This window comes from Blastopirellula marina (assembly GCF_002967765.1).
In the GTDB taxonomy this organism is placed as follows: Bacteria; Planctomycetota; Planctomycetia; order Pirellulales; family Pirellulaceae; genus Bremerella; species Bremerella marina_A.
Genome location: NZ_PUHY01000001.1, coordinates 286448 through 306563, shown reverse-complemented (window position 1 = coordinate 306563; position 20116 = coordinate 286448). Strand labels below are relative to the sequence as shown.

Below are 20116 nucleotides of genomic sequence, written 5' to 3'. Positions count from 1 at the left end.
TCATGAGCCATCATCAAATTCTCATCGTGGGTGGAGGGACGGCAGGAATCACGGTTGCTGCTCGACTTCACAACGCAGACCCATCGCTCGATATCGCGGTGATTGAGCCTTCCGAAAAGCACTATTACCAACCTTTATGGACGTTGGTAGGTGGGGGCATTTTCCGACCGGAAGAATCTGGCCGAAATGAAGTCGATGTCATTCCGTATGGGGTGAAGTGGATTAAAGATGCGGTCGTTGCGTTCCAGCCGAATGAAAATCAACTCACCACCCGAGACGGCACGACGATTTCTTATGAATACCTGGTTGTCGCCCCAGGCATTCAAATCAACTGGGACAAAGTGAAAGGTCTCAAGGAATCGGTTGGCAAGGATGGCGTTTGCAGCAACTACTCGATCAACACGGTTGGCAGTACGTGGAAGTTCATCAGGGCCCTGAAAGAAGGGACCGCGCTATTTACGCAACCAGCAGGGGCGGTCAAGTGCGGCGGCGCACCACAGAAGATCTGTTATCTCGCCGAAGATCACTTCCGTCTCACTGGCGTGCGAGACAAGATTCATGTGATGTTCACCACCGCTGGGCCGAGGTTGTTTGCGGTTGAAAAGTATCGAGAAGTTCTCGAGAAGGTTGCCGCGCGCAAGGGTGTCGATACACGTTTCCGGCATAACCTAACCGAAGTCCGTTCCGCCTCGAAGGAAGCCATTTACCGGCACATGGATACGGATGAAGAGATCGTCATCAAGTACGACATGATCCATGTGACACCACCGATGGGCGCGCCGGACTTTGTCGCAAATAGCGAGTTGGCAAGTGAGGCAGGTTGGGTCGATGTCGATAAGTATTCGCTCCAACATACGCGTTTCTCGAATGTGTTCAGTCTAGGTGATGCTTCTAGTTTGCCAACTTCCAAAACGGGTGCCGCGATACGCAAGCAAGCTCCGGTTTTAGTGAAGAACTTACTCGCCGAGATGCATCACGAACCTCTCACCGCAAGTTACGACGGATACACCTCATGCCCGGTGGTCACCGGATATGATAGTTTGGTCTTAGCCGAGTTCGACTACGACGGTCAGCCGGCAGAAACGTTTCCCTTTGATCAGGGCCAGGAACGCTTCAGCATGTTGATGTTGAAAAAGTTCGGGCTACCTGCGTTGTACTGGCACGGCATGCTTAAAGGTCGAGCCTAGTCGACGTTCACTTCACGGGAACGACCAACAACAACACGAATTGTGAGGAGAACCAACGATGTCTAAGTCCAAATCGATCGAGAATCTGCAAGCAGCACTTTCGATGGAATTGACTGCCTGTCACCAATACCAGCTACATGCGGCAGTGATGGATGACTGGGGACTCGACCTGCTGGCTGCACGTATGCGGGAAGAGATGCATGAAGAACTCGGTCACTCGGAAAAGTACCTGGAACGGATTTTGTTCCTTAAAGGTGACCCCCAGATGACCCTTCAAAAGACGCCTAAGCGCGCAGAGACTCTGACCGATGTGTTTGAGTCCGATCTGGCAGATGAGAAAGAGGCGATCGAGTTTTACACGAAGGCCTCGCAGCAAGCGGCCGCAGATTCCGACATCGGAACACGGTCGTTATTTGAAAGCATTGTACTCGATGAAGAAGGGCACATGTCTTGGCTGGAATTGCAACTTGACTTGATTAAACGAATGGGGGAATCAGCCTACATCGCGAAGCATATGTCTTCGCCTTCGGCCGGCTGATTTCGTTCACGATAACGAGATTTTTGGAAAGGACCCTGGCAATGTTTCGGCTACTGGTAGCTGCTTTAGTGATTAGTTCGGTTGGTTGGTGCTCTTCCGTAGATGCACAAGGTTTCCGAGGAGGTCGCGGAGGCGGACCTGGCGGTGGTCCTGGTCGCGGCCCAGGCGGCGGTCATGGGCCTGATGCTCGCCAAGCTGAAGATATGGAGGTCTTTCATTATTTGCTCGAGAATCACACCAAGATCGAGCGGACTGTGAAGGAACTTCCTAATGGCGTCGAAACATTGACGGAATCGGACGATCCGAAAGTTGCCGCGAAGATCAAAGAACACGTGCATTGGATGGAGGTTCGGATCGAAAAAACGAACCCCATCCGACGCCGTGATCCACTGTTCGCAGAGATCTTCCGTCACACCGACAAGATCAAAATGAACGTCGAGAAGACGAAAAGCGGTGTCAAAGTTACCGAAACGTCGGATGATCCCTACGTTGTGAAACTGATCCAAGCTCATGCCATGGTCGTTTCCAAGTTCGTCAACGATGGATTCCAGGAAGCGATGAAAAACCATCCCGTGCCGGGCAAGGATGGGGCCGTTAAGACAGAGACCGTCTTCCCTGCAATTCAAGGACATGGTGGGGTCTACCAACTACCTACCGCCACTCAGCAACCACGACCAGGGACGAAGATTATGGTCGACGTAACGGCCTCAAGCGATCCCGATAAGCTGAATCCGGCTATCGAGAAGGTGGCTCGCTATGTCAATATCTACGCCGGAGCTGGCAAAGAAAAAGTTGATGCGAACATCGCTTTGGTGTTTCATGGTGGCGCGACCCTGGATGTATTGAATGAAGCGGTCTACAACGCCGAATTCAAGACCGAGAAAAATCCCAACTTAGAACTGCTACGTGATCTTCACCACGCTGGTGTCGAGATGTATGTTTGTGGTCAAACGCTCAGCGCCAAAGGGAAAAGTCCGGACGACGTGGTTGTGTTTGTCGATACGGCCGTTTCCGCATTCACGGCGAGTGTGAACCTGCAGGCCGATGGTTACGCCTACGTTCCACTGGCAAAGTAGAGCATGGAAGCCTCGTTGAACGATTCGACACGATAAGCGTGTTTGCTATTCAGGATGATATTGGGGGAACGTCATGAAAATCGTCATCATTGGTGGAGTTGCCGGCGGGGCTTCCGCCGCAGCAAGGGCACGACGGCTCGGAGAAGACGCCGAGATCGTTGTTTTGGAGAAGGGAGGCTATCCCTCATTCGCGAACTGTGGCCTTCCTTATTTCGTCGGTGGTGAGATTGAGAAGCGAGATAGCTTGTTGGTCGCTCCAATCAAGATGCTGAAGGAACGGCACCGACTCGACGTTCGCGTCCGTTCTGAGGCCACCCAAATTGATCGGTCCGCGAAAGAAGTGACCGTAAAAAATCTCGAATCAGGCGAAGAGTACGTGGAGTCGTACGACAAGTTGATCATCGCCACTGGGGCTTCACCGTTTCGGCCACCCATTCCAGGAATCAACAGCGAACGCATCGTTGCTTTACGCGATCTAAATGATGCCGATCGCATGCGTGAGTTGGCAACTTCGGATGCAAAGCGTGCCGTAATTGTCGGGGCCGGTTTTATCGGTATCGAAGTGGCTGAAAACTTGGTTCGTCGGGGACTTCAGGTAACCCTGATCGAACTAGCGGACCAGATTCTCCCACCTTGGGACGCTGAGATGGTCTTGCCGCTCGAGAAACATATCCGCGAGGAAGGCATTGAACTTCGGCTGGGTAATTCTGCTACCAGGTTCGAATCCGACGATCGCGGACTGCATGTCACGCTCAGCGACGGTGAAATTGTCGAAGCCGATTTTGGCGTCGTTTGCATAGGCGTCCGCCCCGACAGTAAGCTGGCCGCGGATGCTGGCATTGAGTGTGGTTCGCGCGGTGGCATTCTGACCAGCGGCCACATGCAAACCAACGATCCTGATATCTACGCGGTGGGGGATGTCGTAGAAACGGTTTGCGCCGTCACGGGGGATCCGATTCAAATCCCCTTGGCTGGCCCTGCGAATCGGCAGGGAAGGATCGCCGCCGATCATATCTTTGGTCGCGATTCCATTTATCGCGGTACGCAAGGAACGGCCGTGGTTGGTGTATTTGGCAAGACGGCAGCGATGACGGGACTGAGTGAAAAGGTACTGCGCGGTAAGAAGATGGACTACTTGAAGGTCTTTCTTCACCCGACTGATCATGCCGGTTACTACCCGGGTGCTCAGCAGATGCTGATGAAGTTATTGTTCGCTCCCGAAACTGGACGAATCTTGGGCGCTCAGGCTATAGGAACCAATGGCGTCGATAAACGGATTGACGTGATTGCCATGGCCATTCAAGCCAATCTGACGGTATTCGACCTGGAAGAGTCGGAGCTTTGTTATGCACCGCAGTATGGTCACGCAAAGGATCCGGTCAACATGGCAGGCTTCATCGCGTCGGGTGTCTTGCGTGGTGACCAACCGATCTTGCACGCTGATACTCTAGAAGACGCTGATGACTTATTCGTCCTGGACGTCCGTACCGAGGGTGAGTTTGCCAAAGGGTACATACCCGGAGCAACCAACATTCCGGTCGAACAGCTACGTGAACGATTGATGGAAGTTCCGAAGGATCGCAAAGTGGCCACTTATTGCCAGGTCGGTCAACGAGGTTACCTGGCAACACGAATCTTGCTGCAGAATGAGTTTGATGCTGCCAATATTAGTGGCGGATATCGCTTGTGGGCAATCGAGAACGGCAAGATTTAAGCGGACCAGTCATCGCAGGACCAACGAGGTGGTGGCCCTGCGATGTTTCTTAGTAGCAGCGACTCCGTCGCCGATTTCTTGCTCCTTGTAACGTTGCGGATTGCGTGGGAGAATCGGGCGGCTTGCCTCTTCGGAATCGAGGGTGGGCGCAACGCAAACCGTTCTGAAAGTAGCAGGCGATGTCCGACGCGTCGAAGAGTCCCTCTGGCACCGATCATCAGGAGGATGGAAAGCAGCCTGCGATCATGTCACTGATTGCGCTGGGGATCGTTTATGGAGATATTGGAACGAGTCCCCTTTACGCGCTACGTGAGTGTTTTCACGAAGACCACGCGTTGGAAGTGTCGAGCTTCAATATTCTGGGCATCTTGTCCTTAGTATTCTGGGCCCTAATTCTCGTCATTTCGATTAAGTACCTCATCTTCATTCTTCGGGCCGATAATGACGGCGAGGGCGGAATCCTCGCGCTAACTTCTTTGGTCACGTCCCTAAAAAATCCGTCCGGCAAGGGAAGTGCCTTAATCGTAGCTATGGGATTGATGGGAGCGTCCTTGTTGTATGCCGATGGGATGATCACCCCTTCGATTTCTGTGCTTAGTGCAGTTGAAGGAATCGAAGTCGCCACGCCAGCATTACAACCGTATGTGCAAATCATCACCATCGGTATCTTGATCGGCCTGTTTCTCTTTCAATCGCGCGGAACCGCCGGCGTCGGTTTGATTTTTGGACCGATCATGCTCGTCTGGTTCATGACGATCGCGGGAATGGGAGTGGCACAGATCATCGAGAAGCCCGAGGTCCTAGCAGCCCTTAACCCGCTTCATGGAATGCACTTTCTATTGGGCAATGGATTCGGAGGCTTCTTAGCACTGGGGACCGTGTTTCTTGTGGTGACTGGTGGCGAAGCGCTCTACGCTGATATCGGGCACTTTGGTACGCAGCCGATTCGGATTGGTTGGTATTCGCTCGTCTTGCCTTCGCTGCTTTTAAATTACTTCGGTCAGGGAGCACTACTGCTAGGTGATCCTTCCGATGTCGTAAATCCGTTTTATCGGATGGCACCCGGCTGGGCATTGTACCCGCTTGTGATCTTAGCGACGGCGGCCACCGTAATTGCTTCACAGGCGGTAATCACCGGTGCGTTTTCTTTGACGTTGCAAGCGATGCAGTTCGGAATTTGTCCGCGATTGACGATTCGGCATACCTCGCACGAGCAAGCGGGCCAAGTCTATCTGCCTGCCGTGAATTGGATGTTAATGCTGGCTTGCATCGGGCTTGTCTTGGGGTTCGAGACGTCGAGTAATCTGGCGGCTGCGTACGGCGTGGCAATTACTATTACGATGGTTATTACGTCGATCTTGTTCTTTTTTCTCGTCCGCAAGCGTTGGAATTGGTCGTTATCAGCCGCGGTGACTTTGTCAGGACTATTCCTGCTGGTTGACCTGTCATTTCTCGGAGCTAACTTGCCGAAAGTAACCCATGGAGGGTGGTTTCCTCTCGTCGTGGCAGGCGTTGCCTATCTGTTGATGTCTACCTGGATGGCCGGACGAAGATTATTGGCCGAAAGATTGAACGAAAACAGCGTCCCGATCGAACTGTTCCTGGCCGATTTGATGAATCAATCACCAATCCGGGTTCCCGGACTGGCCGTATTCCTAACGGGGAATCCAATTGGTACGCCTCCGGCGCTGCGTCACAACGTGACTCACAACAAAGTACTGCACGAGACGGTTGTCTTGCTCACCGTAACCACCGCCGACGTTCCGCATGTCCGAGTTGCTCGCCGAAGTCAAATCGAAGAAATCGGCGAAGGGGTTTATCGGGTAAGTCTAACTTATGGCTTTATGGATACGCCGAATATCCCGTTAGCTCTGTTGACGATCCATGACGAGCGGCTCGATTTTTCGCAGTTGGATGTTAGCTTCTTTGTGGGGCGTGAAGATCTGCTGGCGACCGATCGACCCGGCATCGCAATCTGGCGAGAACGTCTGTTTGCATGGATGACACGTAATTCGCAGCGCGCGACGGACTACTTCCATCTTCCGCCGGAACAAGTCGTCGAGGTCGGTGGCCAGATCGAACTTTAATAGGAGTTGGTCGTGACCAGTCGCGAAGATCAATCGTTTGTCAGGCAAGGCTTCAAGATTGGCGGGAACGAGGCGGATCTCTTTCAAGGTACCGCTTTGTACTATGCCCGTTATCGCCGTCCTTATCCCACGGAGGTCATCAACTATCTTGTCGAGACCTTCAACCTAAACGGGGAAGGGGGGCTACTCGATGTCGGTTGCGGAACCGGGCAGGTATTCCTACCGTTGGCGTCCTACTTTCAAGAGATTGTCGCGATCGACGCCGACACGCAGATGATCGCGATTGCCCGGCAGGCTGCGATAGAACTTGCTATTGACCAGGTGCAACTCCACCAGATGCGGGCAGAGGAGCTTAGCGAAGATTTTGGTATGTTTCGCCTGGCAACCTTTGGAGCATCGTTCCATTGGATGGACCGTCTGCGAGTAGCCAATCGCGTCTATGATTTACTGGACGACGGTGGCGGAATTGTGGCACTCGCTTATACGGGTATCCATGAAGGAAAAACCGAGTGGGAGGCAATTATCTGCAAGATGCTGGAAAAGTGGCTGGGCCCGAAACGACGCGCCGGCGGAGGAATCTACCAGCAAGGAGAACGTCATCAAACGGCCCTTGCTCAAACGAGATTTGGTTCAGCAACGGTTCATGACTTGAATGTCGACGAAGTATGGACAACGGACGAGATCATTGGCTTTCTATACTCGACTTCGTATGCCTCGAAGGGAGTGCTTGGTGACCAAGCCGAAGAATTTGAAGCGGAATTAAGAGAGCGACTAAGTCGGCTGCAACATGACGGACTATTTCACAAGTCGGTCGAATACACCGTCATCTCGTCGCGCAAATGAATCGGTCCATGCGTCAGAACCTGCGAACTTTCATCTATTCCAAATTCGCTTTCGGATCTATGTTGGAAGACGATATCGCCCGGTCGCTATTTTTATTGAAACCGTTCAACCCATCCAGTAGTACCCAAGAGCGTAGTGATCCCGGATCATAGACTGAAAGTCGGAGAATATAGGATGAGTGAGGCGACTTCCCCCAAAACGGTGGAGCCAACTAAGCCTTTGCCTAGGCGAAACAAGGGCAAACGCGGGTTGTTAGTACCTTACCTGCAAACGATTCTCCCCTGGTTTGCGGGACTCGCTATGATTTGTAGCGCTGTGATTGCGATTGATTGGCTTTTGGATCTACAACTGCCGGTTGTAAAAAGGGGCCCGATGATTTTCGGAGCGGTCTATGCGACGAATTTGATTCGTTACGTCGTCTTCGCCGGCGGAGCCTTTTTCGCGTTCTATGTCGTTCTACGAAGAACAGGATGGTTCGCACAAATTCAGAACTCACTTGCCAGCTGGTCCGATATTCGACGCGAGGTGCTGTATAGTCTTTCGTCGTTGGCGATCTTCGCGATGATTGGCGTGGTGGTTTACCTCGGGAAGTTGGCCGGCGTCTTACATTTCTATTACGACGGTATTCCCACATCACAGCCATATTTCTGGTTTACGGTTTTGGCGATGATCTTGATTCACGATGCTTGGTTTTATTGGACGCATCGGCTGCTGCATACAAAGTATCTGTATGCCAAAGTGCATCGAATCCATCATCAAAGCCACAATCCGACTCCATGGGCCGCGTTTGCCTTTCACCCAGTTGAGGCGTTCGTTCAGGCGATTATCTTACCAATCGTCGCCCTCTTCATGCCGTTGCATCCCTTTACCGTCGTCATTTGGATGCTTTACATGACCGGTATGAATGTCTTCGGCCATCTGGGATTCGAGTTGTTCCCCAAGAACTTCCTGCGATACTGGCCGCTTTATTGGCACAATACCGGCGTGCATCACAACATGCATCATCGCTGCGTGAACTACAACTTTGGGTTGTACTTCAACTACTGGGATCTGCTGTTCAAGACGAACCACCCTGACTATCAAGCAGAGTTTGAGCGGGTAACGTCGCGCGAGGACAAGACGATGCCAGAAGCGGCAAAAGAACCTGCATGATGAGACATTAGCAGGATTCCGCTGGGAACCGATTCAAACGGTTCCCAGCACGTTGAAGCAGAACGCGACTTTACTTCCGCGTAAATCGCAGGAAATAGTTTTCCTTAAACGCTTCGATCTTCACTTCTTCAACGAACTCGAAGCCGGCCGCTTCGATCTCCTTTCGAAATCCTTCTTTCCCGGCTCGGACGTGACTTAGCGTCCAATCACGTGACTCGCCTGGGATGCGATTGAAATCGATTACCACGAGCTGGCCACCCGGAACCAAAGCCTTATGAATCGACTCGAGCGACGATTGGGGATACTCGAAGTGGTGATAGACGTCGCAGATGAATGCGACATCGATCGATCGAGGTGCCAATCTGACGTCATCCTCGCCACAGACGACGGGCGTGACGTTGTCTAGCTGATATTCCTCGGCCAGCTTGCCTACACGTTCGACGAACTTAGGCGCAATGTCGACGGCATAGACCCACCCGTTCTTTCCGACTGCCTTCGCGAACGGTTCGACGAATAGTCCGGTTCCGGTTCCAATGTCGGCGATCCGGTCGCCTGATTTCAGTTTTAGCTGTTGAACGATTTCATCTCGCGCATGGAAGATCTCGCGGCTTTCAACCTCGAATCGCTTGACCCATTCTTCCACTTTTAGATCGGGATCAAGAAAGTTGTCGTTGATACCGGGCTTGACGCTTTGCTGTGATTGAGTGGACGGGGAATCTTGTGCAAAAAGTGGTGCAGAAAGGAGGGAGGCCGTTAAAATCGCCCAAGTGGCAATTCGCATGGTAAAGGTCCTGGCAGGAGGTGGGTAGGAATTTCGCCGTGAAGACAAAGTCAACGATAAGGTTAGGAAAACGGCGAGTCAATCGATCGTGACCGATTGCCCCTAGTGAACCTTTAGGCGTTCAATCGTTTCCGTAAGACATGATACAAATCCGTCTCGCTCACAATTCGGATGCGACGACTCTCCAGCAGTTGTTTCAACAGTTCGTCTATGAATCGGATTGGTTGTCGGAACCGGCGAAGAAAGACCCCAACTTTGCCGCCAGCACGCAAGGCGAGAAGGTTTTCGTGGCCCAGTCGTCAAGCGGAGAGATCATCGGACTGATGAGCGTGTGGGAGGCGAATAGGTTTGTGCACAACCTCTATGTTGCCTCGTCCCACCAAGGAAAGGGGGTAGGGACGCAATTACTTGACTCACTGGAAGGTTGGCTGCCGCGGCCATGGCAATTGAAGTGTGTCACGGCCAATACGCGAGCGATCGGTTTCTACCGAACAAAAGGCTGGAAACTCATTGAAACCAGCACTGGAGAGGACGGCCCATATTTTCTGCTTGAGAAGGGATAGAGCAGCAACTAAGTGTCCAATTCGCAAAAGAAATAACGATTAGGAAGTATTGCGAATCCGTAACCGCGTCGGAACCAGAATTTCCGTCGTTTCCTCAGGCGTATCCGATTGAATGGCGCTGATGGCTGCCTTCAGAATGCCGGGCAAGTCGTGTTCGACGGTGGTCAGCGGCGGGTCGAGCAGAGACGAAAATTGTAAGTCTCCCCACCCGATCACGGCGACATCATCTGGGATCGTTACGTTCAGACGGCGTAGGGAACGGCAGATGGCGACCGAATTGAAATCGCTGTCACAGATGATCGCGTCGGCCTGGTGGTCGTCGAGGAAGTGTCGACAAATCTTGTCAAACTTAGGGAAAGTCGTCGGGTCGTTCACGAGCCAGCCCTTGGTGTCGACCACGATTTTGTCGTCGCCAAAGTCAATGCCATGCTTGGCCAACTCTTCGCGATAGACTTCGATTCGCTGATTGATAGCGATGGTATCGCGTTGTTCCGTAATCAGGCAGATTCGCTTTCGCCCAGTCGAGATTAAGTGCTCAATCGTTTCAGCAGCGCCGGTTCGGACATCGCTGCTGACGTGCCCGATCCCCTCGATACAGGGATCGTCGAGCACCGTTAAAACACGCTGTCGCGATTGAAACTGTCGCCCAACCTCGCTCCATTGCTCCTCGTTTTCGTAGGCCAGATAGATCACTCCGTCGACCCAGCCCGCATCGAGATCTTGTAGAGCACGGTTGAAACCGTCGAGCTTCGGATACGATCCGACCGACAAAAGACGAAGTCCGAGCTCTTCCGCTTCTCGTTGCAGTTCGGCGGAAACCTTTTGCGTGAGGAAGTTCCGCGTATCGCGGACAACCAGAGCGACCACATTGCTGCGCTTACCGGCTAACTGTTGAGCTGCGATGTTCGGGCGATAGCCGAGATCGGCGGCGGCCTTACGTATGGCCTCAGCCGTTTCCTCGGAAACTCGAATACGTCCGTTACCCGTACCCATCAGCACGGCAGACGCCGCCATCCGCGAAACGCCCGCCACATCGGCGACGTCTTTCATGCGAACCGCCGTTCGCCCCGATTTTTTTGCCATGAGGATTTTTGCTTGGTATACTGAGCGAGGAAATAAGAAATTTGATAAGAGCCGCGACTATCCCGCGATATTGCTTATTTTTATCCTGATTCGATTTATTCGACAAGGAAATAATACAAAATAATTGCGTTCACTACCCGGCAGTTCGCTGGGTTTCTCGAAAGTCAGAACGCATCGGCGGAAAGATCCGAAAGTGGGCATCACTTACCGGTCTTGAAATTCTTTTGAATTGCGGTCGAATCATGGTATTGACCGTCGACAGTTTATCTCGTCTTGGCTGTCAAACCGACCAGGAAGCGTGACGCTTTCCGGTTCGAAGATGCAAACGATTGACTCTGGCAATGCCAGGCTAGAATTGCCCACTAGGATAAGGGCCATTAACGCGTTTTGTGGTCCTACCGAAAACAAGCAGTCCTGCTTCCCAGAGAAGGTGATTACCCAACCGAGGGCATTAGATCAGTTTTTGTCCTCCCAGTTAGCTTTTTGAGCAAAATCGGTCCAAGCGGCAGATTTGAAATAGACGGTTAGGTTGTCACGTTGTACGCTAATGCGTTTTTATTGCGGAAGAATTCTTAATTGATGGTTTCTGCAATCTCGAAACTTAAGTAGGTCCCACGTTTTCATCAATTAGCGGTCAGGCTCCCCGAGTAAGGATGCGGGGTACCCAAAGATGAATCCCTCCATGGCAGTTTCTGGCAGGACCTCACAGCTCCTTCCGAGCAGGTTTGACGCACGTCCCACATTACGGCAGGAACAGGCCGGTTGTCGGCACATCGCGACCCTTTCCTTCATTCTCGGATATCTGTTTTCCGCCCGGATTGCCAACCTCCCTTCCATCCCTACTCCCCCTGGGAAAATCGCTTAAGCTATTAGCTATAGAGGCATCAGCTAGAAAATGATCTCAGAAAGTACACCAAGGTCCGCGCCAACCGCCGAGGCGGAAGAAATCGACCTGGCATGTTACAATGCCTCGTACGTTGAGCGGTTGCTGCAGAAGTATCTGGATGACCGGGACGCGGTGCCCGAAAACTGGCGAGCGTTTTTCGACCGTGAAGCAGAAGAGAACGGAGTTTCGGCTGCAGATCTCGGTTCGCGTCGCCCCTCTTTCCAGCCTCGCAGTATTTTCGGCGAGACTGGCACTGCCGCCGGGCCAGCCGCGATCGCCGGCGGAGCGACCGGAAACGTTAGGCTGCAGAAGGTGCAGTACGGTTCCGACCAGTTGGTCAACGGCTATCGCTCACGCGGTCACTTTAACGCGAAGCTTGACCCACTAAACATCAAGAATAAAAAGGCGACCAATCTGTCGCTGGAGTCGTTCGGCCTATCTCGCTCTGACCTGGATCAACGGGTCTACTACAGCAGCGGCGACAAGATCGAGCAGATCGCCCTGGAAGATCTGGTCAAACGACTCGATGATCTGTACTGCAAACATATCGGTTATCAGTTCACGCACATCGAAGAAACCGATGTTCAGCAGTGGATTATCGATCGAATCGAACACCAGTCGCATATTAAAGAACTTCCTAACGCAGTTCAGAAGCAGATTCTACAGCGACTGACCGAGGCAACCGTCTTCGAGGAATTCGTCCGCAAAAAGTACGTCGGAGCGAAGACGTTCTCCTTATTCGGCTCAGAAATGCTGATCGCCATGCTCGATCTGCTGATCGATCGAGCAGCCAGCAACCACGTGCGGGAAGTCGTGCTAGGCATGCCTCACCGTGGTCGTTTGAACGTGCTGACCAATATCATCGGCCAGCCCGCCCGCGAATTGTTCGCTCAGTTCAACGACGTTGACTTCCACCAGTTTATTGGTGGAGGTGACGTTAAGTATCACTTGGGTAACAGCGTCGACAAGATGACCAAGTCGGGCAACGAGGTTCACCTCTCGCTCTGCTTTAACCCGAGCCACTTAGAGTTCATCAACCCGGTTGCACTCGGGCGATTGCGAGCAAAGCAAGATCGCACGGGTGACATGCAACGTCGTCGTGGCATGGCCGTGCTAATCCATGGCGACGCCGCATTTATTGGCGAAGGAGTTGTCCAGGAAACGCTGAATCTCAGCCAGCTGGATGGATACAAGGTTGGTGGTACGGTTCACATCATCGTGAACAACCAGATCGGCTTCACGACCTCTTACGACGATTCGCGAAGTACTCGCTACTGCACCGACATCGCACGAATGCTGCAGATTCCGATCTTCCACGTCAACGGTGACGATCCGGAAGCTGTGGCGGATGTCGTTTCGATGGCAATGGACTTCCGTGAGAAGTTCCAACGAGATGTGATCATCGATTTGGTCTGTTACCGACGTCTGGGGCACAACGAAGCAGACGAACCTAGCTTCACTCAGCCCATGATGTACAAAGCGATCGACAAACAGACGCCGATTCGCGACAGCTATTTGAACCGACTTGTCGAACAAGGCCGGATCACCAGTGAAGAAGCGAACGCGATGTCGGACGAGTATCAGGAATTCCTGAAAAAGGAATATGATATCGCCCAAGAGATGAAGGAACGTTCGCTGCGTCGACCCGAAGGTGTTTGGGAAGAATTTGCGGGTGGTCTGGAACCGACTAACGAAGATCCAGAGCACGATCCGGCCGACGAATGTCCTGAAACTCGTATCCCGACCGATCGATCTGCCGAGATATTGCGTCAACTGGCGACCGTACCGGATGACTTCCATCGCAATCGGAAGTTGACCCGTATTGCGGACCAGCGTCGCGAGATGGCCGATGGTCAGCGTTCGCTCGATTGGGCGGCTGCCGAAGCCTTGGCCTTCGCTACCCTATCGATGGAAGGGCACCGTATTCGTCTCTCGGGCCAGGATAGCCAGCGTGGTACGTTCAACCAGCGTCACTCGGTGCTGCACGACATCAACGACGGTCACGAGCACAACATCTTTACCAACCTGTCGCAGAAACAAGCCCCAGTCGAGATCGTCAACAGCCCGCTAAGTGAAGCTGGCGTGCTGGGTTTTGATTACGGTTATAGCCTCGACTATCCCAATGCGTTAGTCGCATGGGAAGCACAGTTTGGTGACTTTAGTAATGCCGCCCAGGTGATCATCGACCAGTTCATGGCCAGCGCCGAAGACAAGTGGCGCCGCTTGAGCGGGTTAGTGTTGATGCTGCCACACGGTTATGAAGGGCAGGGGCCAGAGCACTCGAGTGCACGCTTGGAACGGTTCCTTTGGTTGGCTGCGGAAGACAACATTCAAGTTGCTATTCCGACCACACCAGCCCAGTACTTCCATATTCTGCGTCGTCAAATGAAGCGCACGTGGAAGAAGCCGCTGATTCTGTTCACTCCAAAGAGCCTGCTCCGCCACCCGGCAGCAGTCTCCAGTTTGGAAGAACTTGCGAACAACAAGTTTGAACGCATTATCAAAGATAATCGCGAGAACCCCGAACATACCTCGCGGGTGATCATGTGCAGCGGCAAGGTTTACTATGACTTAGCCCACTACCGTGATGAGCATCAGCGACACGATGTAGCGATTATTCGGGTTGAGCAGCCTTACCCATTGAAGAACCACACGGTGCAAGCTGTTCTGGATCAGTATCAGGACGGGGTCCCCTTGTACTGGGTCCAAGAAGAACCCGACAATATGGGTGTTTGGCCCTACTGGAAATTACGATACGGGCATCGAATGTTCGAGCGATTCCCGCTTTCTGTTATCGCTCGGGAGACATCTTCCAGCCCGGCAACCGGATCCAAAGCGGCTCATGAGTTCGAGCAGCAACAACTTCTCGAACGAGCCTTCAACACCTAGAAAGGATAGCTGCGGAAGATGACCATCGAATTGAAAGTCCCCGAGTCTGGCGAGTCGATCCAGGAAGTTCAGATCCTGAAATGGCTCAAAAGCGAAGGAGACAACGTCCAAGAAGACGAGGACGTGGTTGAACTAGAGACCGACAAGGCCTCAATGGACCTGGCCGCACCAGCGAATTGCACCTTGCAGAAGATCCTGAAGCAAGAAGGCGAAATCGTCGGCGTGGGTGAAGTGATCGCCTTGTTTGAAGAAGGTGGTGGCAAGCCTAAAGCCGCATCGAAGAGCACCAAGGCCGCGAAGAAGGCCGAAGAGCCGAAACCAGCCGCAGCCACGTCGGAAGCCAAAAGCGATGGCAGCGCTTCCTCCGCAAGCGGCAACGACGTCCAAGCGACCCCATCGGGTCGACGCGAATTGTTGAAGCATGGTTTGAATGCTTCTGACGTTTCGCCCACCGGCAAAACGGTTCGCCGTGAAGACGTGGAAAAGTACGTCGAATCGATCTCGAATCGAAAGACGGGTGCCGGAGCATCCAGCAAGAACGAATCGGAATTGGAAGAAGTCATTCCAATGAGCCTGATTCGTCGTCGTATCGCTCAGCGTTTAGTTCAAGCGCAGCAGAAAGCGGCACTGCTGACGACGTTCAACCAGGTCGACATGTCCTATGTCATGGACCTGCGTAAGCGTCACGGTGAATCGTTCCAGAAGCGTTACGGTGTAAAGCTCGGTTTCATGTCCTTCTTCACGAAGGCGTTGATCGACGCGTTGAAGGCTCACCCGGAATTGAACGCCGAAATTCGCGACGAGACGAACATCGTTTACCGCAACTATTTCCATATCGGCATTGCCGTCGGGTCCGGTAAGGGCTTGGTCGTTCCAGTTCTGAAGTTTGCCGAGCGAATGAGCTTTGCGGAAATCGAACAGGCCATCCAAGAGTTTGCTGGACGTGCTAAGAGCAACCAGCTGAAGCCGGAAGAGCTATCCGGCGGTACATTCACCATCAGCAACGGTGGTGTTTACGGTTCGATGCTCTCGACGCCAATCGTCAACCCGCCACAAAGCGGCGTGTTGGGTATGCACGCGATTGAAGAACGACCGATCGCTCTGAATGGTCAGGTTGTGATTCGCCCGATGATGTACCTCGCACTGACGTACGATCATCGGATTGTCGATGGTCGCGAAGCAGTCACGTTCCTGCGACGCGTGAAGGAAGCCATCGAAGAACCTTCGCGAATGTTGATCGAAGCCTAAGCTTCTTGCAATTGAAACTAGATGAAAAGAGCCAAGCCGGTTACGGGCTTGGCTCTTTTCGTTTGGTAGCGTCTTACAAAATAGGGGGGGGGCCCTCTCCGCTATGGGTTAATCTCGTCAGCGCTCTCATGAGCGTACATCGATACCTTCTTCGCTTCGGTCTTGCCGAGAATCTGTTTCGCGTAGTCAATCTCGTACGGATCACCATTAGCGACGACCAGACACGCACCTTTACGAACTTCCTCTTCGTAATCCGTAATGTGATCTTCGTGGACACCCCACCCATTAAGGGCTCCGAGAAAGCCTCCGACGATAGCTCCGGCAAGCCCTGCTGAAATTGGCCCAGCGATTAGCATGAGCCCGATGCCGGGGATTGTGAGTAAAGGTGCTGCCATGAAGAATGCCAGCAATCCACCCACGCCAGCTCCGAACGCGGCATCATGGGTTGCTTCGTCCCCATATTGGATGGGTGTGGTCGACTGAAGATCTTGATGGATACTATTTGCCACCAGCGAAACCTTCTCCGACGGGAATTTGCTCTCGTCGAGGGCGTGCACCGCTTTCTGAGCTGCTTCAAGTGATTCGTAAACGGCCACTACACACTGACGAGACATTGCTTTGCTCCTTTTTGCTCTCATTCTATCGAAGTTGCGGACCTCGCGACAAGAAGTTGTCGGGTTTTCGTAAACGCTGCAAGCGATGTGCCTTAGATCATGGATGACCTCCGAGGCAGGATAGAACGTCCTTCCAAACCGAGATGGAAATCGGCGATTTCTCAGGATTGGTACGCCAATTGCGATCCCTACCAAACACTGAAACAACACCCGACCTCCGAGATATAAATGGAGTTACCATGAGCTCGATCGCATGTCCTGAAGCCCCAGTTCAAATTCGAGAAGCAGCAGTCTCCCACAAGGAAATTGCGGATGCCTGCCGTGCAATTCGTCGCGGTTGGTCATCGAGCGAACGAGAATGTCGTAAGACGCTTGCCGACATGAAGCAGGTTAGTCTGCTCTTAAGCACCGTCGATCTAAGTGGTGTCTTTGGGAAGCAAGCTGGCTAGTCAACCTGCAGGAACGAGCAACGACAGAGCCGCCATTTGAGCGGCTCTTTTTTTGCAGACGAAGAAATCATGTTGCGTGACAGGATCTAGATATCAGCTTCGCCAGTCTGAGCCACCGCACACTGACGCGAAAAAGTCTCTTCGATCTCAGTTAAACTCTCGAAAAATTCGCTGACCTTCTCACTCTCAACCTGGTCCGAGATCGTTTTCAATAAGTCAGTTACCGACTGGTGGAAGTCGAGCAGTCGCTGTGGCTTGTCGGCTCCTTCGGCGTACTCGAGACGTTTTAGCGAGTCGTCAACCGATTCCATAGGAACGTACTGAATCCATGTTTCCAGTATTTCGTTCGGCGTAGCCTCGTTGTCGATTTCCAATCGAGCGTAAACTTCAACCTCAAACGCCTCCAAGTGTTCCAGTAACAACTTCGTTCGTGCATTGGCATTGGTGATTCCGTGCTCACCGCGACAGGCGTCGCTTGCTGCCAAATGTTTCCGGGCCAGATCATGGACGATGTTCTTTACTTGTTCATAAGCCATGATGTGCTCCTTCTCTTAAGTATGTTCTCGTTTGTGTAAAGCGGTTCTCCAGGCTCTCGGTGGTTGGGATGCTTGACTAGGAACCATTGCAAACATTAACAGCAAAAGTCCTACCATCATGAAGTTTTCTCCCGCAGGAGGAACATGCGGGGCGAGAGCGATGCGCGGCCCCAGGACCATGACAATGGAGAGCAGTAATGTACCAATATGGGCAAAACGTGTTCGCTCCCAGAATGAAAGCAACGCGAACGTAATTATCAACAAGCCGGCTGAGAAGTCCCACAATGTAGGAGCGTCTGCGCGATGCACACCTCTAAAAATGAAGGGGCTACACAGCATCCAGCAACCAAGCATGAATTCAGCAACTCGGGCCCACATACATTAAGTTCCTTCACTGGAGGTGGGGGATTTCGGTTCTAACATCTCTCGACCAACGCGAATTGCCGATTCAGTGGGGAATCCACATAGCGTGATCCAGACTTCGCGTTTGCTACCTGACGCTCTCCACACCTTCCAGAGGTATAGAAGCGACGAGTAAACTTCGTCGTAAGCCAAGTAAATCAAGGCGATGGAAATAGTCGCGGTGATCAAACAGAGAAAACACCATTCTCCCAAGACAAACGTCTGAATCAGCACGAGAATGACACTGACAATACCAAGTGGAATGACATCGATTCCAAAGAGAATCACAATCCATGGTCGATCTTGCCAACGTCGAGTTGAGCCTGCCAGTCCAAAGATCGCATCGCCTAAGTAGGCGATCGCACCTAACGCTGCATCGGGAACGCCAATCCAGGCATCCATCTTCTTGGCAATGTCCGATCCGATTACTTTAGCGCTTTGACCGCCGAACACCGGATCCCAGACGTAGTCGATTAGCCCCCATTGGAATGCTGCTAGGTGCGATGCGACCAGCGTCGCGAAAAACGCCAGGATGCACACCGGTACCCGCTGCGACCAAGCAGATGGATTGTAGTTCCAAGGCGCAACAGCCCGGCTTTGTTCTGCTTTCTGGATTATCGATTTGTCGGAAGACTGGTGCATTATGAGGAGGCTCCCGACTTATCTTCCTCCAACGCTCCGAGCTTATTCGTTTCGTAGAAATGCTGAGGATTGTTTTTCAGATTGTCGAGGATGGTTCGCAATGTCTGGCGCAACGTATGCTTCGGCGACCAACCCAGTGCTGCTCTCGCCTCGCTTAAATCGACCGGATAGTTTTGATCCGCTAAGTCGACCATCCAAGGCTTAATGAACGGCCGATCCTCTTCAGAGGATGCCATTTTGTCCTTTGCCCAAGCCCCCGCTTTCGCGACGCACGCCGGGATACGGATCGTCGGCCAGTCTCGACCGTGAAGGTTTTGACCGATTTCATCTTGAAGCTGTTCGTAGCTTAGTACATCCTCTTCTCCGATAAGTAGCGTTTCGAACGATGGCAGCTCGCGACGACGATGGATTGCAGCCAGAATGCAATCGGCCAAATCTTCAAGATGAACAAACGATTGGCCACACTCTTCGTTGCCGGGGAAAAAGTAGCTTTCCAATTGTTTCTCGTAGATTCGTTGAATCTGGTGCGAGACAGGCAACGAATGGCACTGCTCGTCGTAAACACCGGCGATGCGTAAGATCAGCACAGGGATGTCGTCATGCATCTCACGCAGTAAGGTTTCCGTCTCGAGCTTCGATTGCGGGTAAGCCCATTCCGCATTGGTGGGAGACTTTGATGTTAGTCGCTTTCCTACCTCGATAGATTCCATCACTAATAGGCTGCTGGAGAAGATAAACTGATCGACTTGCAGCGGCTGAAGGTGCTCGATCAAACGACGCGTTCCCTGAACCGTCAGTTCCTCGTAAAGCGGACTCTGCTCGCCAGAGAAGTCGTAGTAAGCAGCTAAATGCAAGACGCTGGCGAGATGATCACCAAATTCCTGTCGCAGCTCCGCAACTGCATCAACCACACTTTGTTCGTCGGTTAAATCAACTTGAATCCAGTGATCGGTTTGAGTGTCCTGGGGGCCTGGCGGGTGTAAGTCCATTCCGACAACGGTAAATTCCTCGCGAAGTTTGGGAATTGTTCGCGACCCGATGAGGCCACCACTACCTGTGACGAGCACAACAGGGCGGTCCGTCGAGCTTCGCGAGTTGATGTCTTGTGACGGCGACGTGTTCATTGGGTTGGGCTCCTTAGTGATTTCGCGATGAAATGTTTTCGCATCACAAGAAGTGCAACTCAGATGCCAACCATACGGGTGGCTTTTCAGTGAAGTTTGGTGATTTCTTCGTCGTTTGGTTAAGAGAAGCGCTCATACAAGACGTCTTATCGAGACCATCGCTGGTCGCGAAACCCGCAAAAAAACAGTTTCACGAGACTTTTCGCGTCTCTCCCCGCATCGGAAGTCGCATGGTTTGTAAAGACAATTGTTAAGATTCCATGCGCGTGGGTCCTATTGGGTTGTGATGGAAGCATCTTCCC

The 20116-nt window shown here is 52.5% G+C and carries 17 protein-coding genes; 11 read left to right on the top strand and 6 right to left on the bottom strand.

Annotated elements, in window-relative coordinates; all coding sequences use genetic code 11:
- Positions 1-2: 2 nt before the first annotated feature.
- The 7 genes from C5Y83_RS01105 to C5Y83_RS01075 all read left to right on the top strand — a co-directional run bounded on the left by C5Y83_RS01105 (position 3) and on the right by C5Y83_RS01075 (position 8597).
- The gene (locus tag C5Y83_RS01105) at positions 3-1187 is read left to right on the top strand and encodes an FAD/NAD(P)-binding oxidoreductase (protein WP_105327793.1); all 1185 of its coding nucleotides are present in this window, start codon (positions 3-5) and stop codon (positions 1185-1187) included.
- Between the two features lie 58 nt (positions 1188-1245).
- A complete protein-coding gene (locus C5Y83_RS01100) occupies positions 1246-1725 on the top strand; it encodes a bacterioferritin (protein ID WP_105327792.1) in 480 nt (159 codons plus the stop codon).
- Between the two features lie 41 nt (positions 1726-1766).
- Positions 1767-2801 (top strand): DsrE family protein, encoded by a 1035-nt coding sequence (locus tag C5Y83_RS01095; protein WP_105327791.1) that lies wholly within the window; start codon positions 1767-1769, stop codon positions 2799-2801.
- A gap of 73 nt (positions 2802-2874) precedes the next feature.
- Positions 2875-4515, top strand: a complete 1641-nt coding sequence (locus tag C5Y83_RS01090) for an FAD-dependent oxidoreductase (RefSeq protein WP_105327790.1) — start codon at positions 2875-2877, stop codon at positions 4513-4515.
- Positions 4516-4694: 179 nt separating this feature from the next.
- Complete coding sequence (locus C5Y83_RS01085; protein ID WP_105327789.1) at positions 4695-6602, top strand: potassium transporter Kup; 1908 nt, start codon at positions 4695-4697, stop codon at positions 6600-6602.
- Positions 6603-6614: 12 nt separating this feature from the next.
- On the top strand, positions 6615-7445 hold the full coding sequence (locus C5Y83_RS01080) for a class I SAM-dependent methyltransferase (protein WP_158262180.1): 831 nt from the start codon (positions 6615-6617) through the stop codon (positions 7443-7445).
- 372 nt (positions 7446-7817) lie between these two features.
- Positions 7818-8597: a sterol desaturase family protein gene (locus tag C5Y83_RS01075; protein ID WP_158262179.1), complete on the top strand. Its 780-nt coding sequence runs from the start codon at positions 7818-7820 to the stop codon at positions 8595-8597.
- Between the two features lie 70 nt (positions 8598-8667).
- Here C5Y83_RS01075 and C5Y83_RS01070 read toward each other — a convergent pair whose 3' ends face one another.
- A complete protein-coding gene (locus C5Y83_RS01070) occupies positions 8668-9378 on the bottom strand; it encodes a class I SAM-dependent methyltransferase (RefSeq protein ID WP_105327786.1) in 711 nt (236 codons plus the stop codon).
- Positions 9379-9518: 140 nt separating this feature from the next.
- Here C5Y83_RS01070 and C5Y83_RS01065 point away from each other — a divergent pair, with 140 nt between their 5' ends.
- Complete coding sequence (locus C5Y83_RS01065) at positions 9519-9941, top strand: GNAT family N-acetyltransferase (protein WP_105327785.1); 423 nt, start codon at positions 9519-9521, stop codon at positions 9939-9941.
- A 39-nt stretch (positions 9942-9980) separates the two neighbouring features.
- On the opposite strand, the gene C5Y83_RS01060 is transcribed toward C5Y83_RS01065, so the two are convergent.
- Positions 9981-11024: a LacI family DNA-binding transcriptional regulator gene (locus tag C5Y83_RS01060; RefSeq protein ID WP_105327784.1), complete on the bottom strand. Its 1044-nt coding sequence runs from the start codon at positions 11022-11024 to the stop codon at positions 9981-9983.
- A gap of 895 nt (positions 11025-11919) precedes the next feature.
- Between C5Y83_RS01060 and C5Y83_RS01055 the strand changes: the two genes are divergently transcribed.
- Both C5Y83_RS01055 and odhB read left to right on the top strand, forming a co-directional pair.
- Positions 11920-14799, top strand: a complete 2880-nt coding sequence (locus tag C5Y83_RS01055; protein ID WP_233207013.1) for a 2-oxoglutarate dehydrogenase E1 component — start codon at positions 11920-11922, stop codon at positions 14797-14799.
- An 18-nt stretch (positions 14800-14817) separates the two neighbouring features.
- Positions 14818-16047, top strand: a complete 1230-nt coding sequence (gene odhB, locus C5Y83_RS01050) for a 2-oxoglutarate dehydrogenase complex dihydrolipoyllysine-residue succinyltransferase (protein WP_105327783.1) — start codon at positions 14818-14820, stop codon at positions 16045-16047.
- A 101-nt stretch (positions 16048-16148) separates the two neighbouring features.
- Here the strand turns inward: odhB and C5Y83_RS01045 are convergent, their stop codons facing one another.
- Entirely contained in the window at positions 16149-16661 is a 513-nt protein-coding gene (locus C5Y83_RS01045; protein ID WP_105327782.1) for a general stress protein, read from the bottom strand.
- 239 nt (positions 16662-16900) lie between these two features.
- On the opposite strand from C5Y83_RS01045, the gene C5Y83_RS01040 reads away from it, so the two are divergent.
- Positions 16901-17110, top strand: a complete 210-nt coding sequence (locus C5Y83_RS01040) for a hypothetical protein (protein WP_105327781.1) — start codon at positions 16901-16903, stop codon at positions 17108-17110.
- Positions 17111-17196: 86 nt separating this feature from the next.
- Here C5Y83_RS01040 and C5Y83_RS01035 read toward each other — a convergent pair whose 3' ends face one another.
- From C5Y83_RS01035 to C5Y83_RS01020, 3 genes are all read right to left on the bottom strand, one after another.
- On the bottom strand, positions 17197-17646 hold the full coding sequence (locus C5Y83_RS01035) for a hypothetical protein (protein WP_105327780.1): 450 nt from the start codon (positions 17644-17646) through the stop codon (positions 17197-17199).
- Positions 17647-18027: 381 nt separating this feature from the next.
- Positions 18028-18690, bottom strand: a complete 663-nt coding sequence (locus tag C5Y83_RS01025; RefSeq protein ID WP_105327778.1) for a vitamin K epoxide reductase family protein — start codon at positions 18688-18690, stop codon at positions 18028-18030.
- Complete coding sequence (locus C5Y83_RS01020; RefSeq protein ID WP_105327777.1) at positions 18690-19814, bottom strand: NAD-dependent epimerase/dehydratase family protein; 1125 nt, start codon at positions 19812-19814, stop codon at positions 18690-18692. The genes C5Y83_RS01025 and C5Y83_RS01020 overlap by 1 nt, the downstream gene beginning before the upstream one ends.
- Positions 19815-20116: the final 302 nt, after the last annotated feature.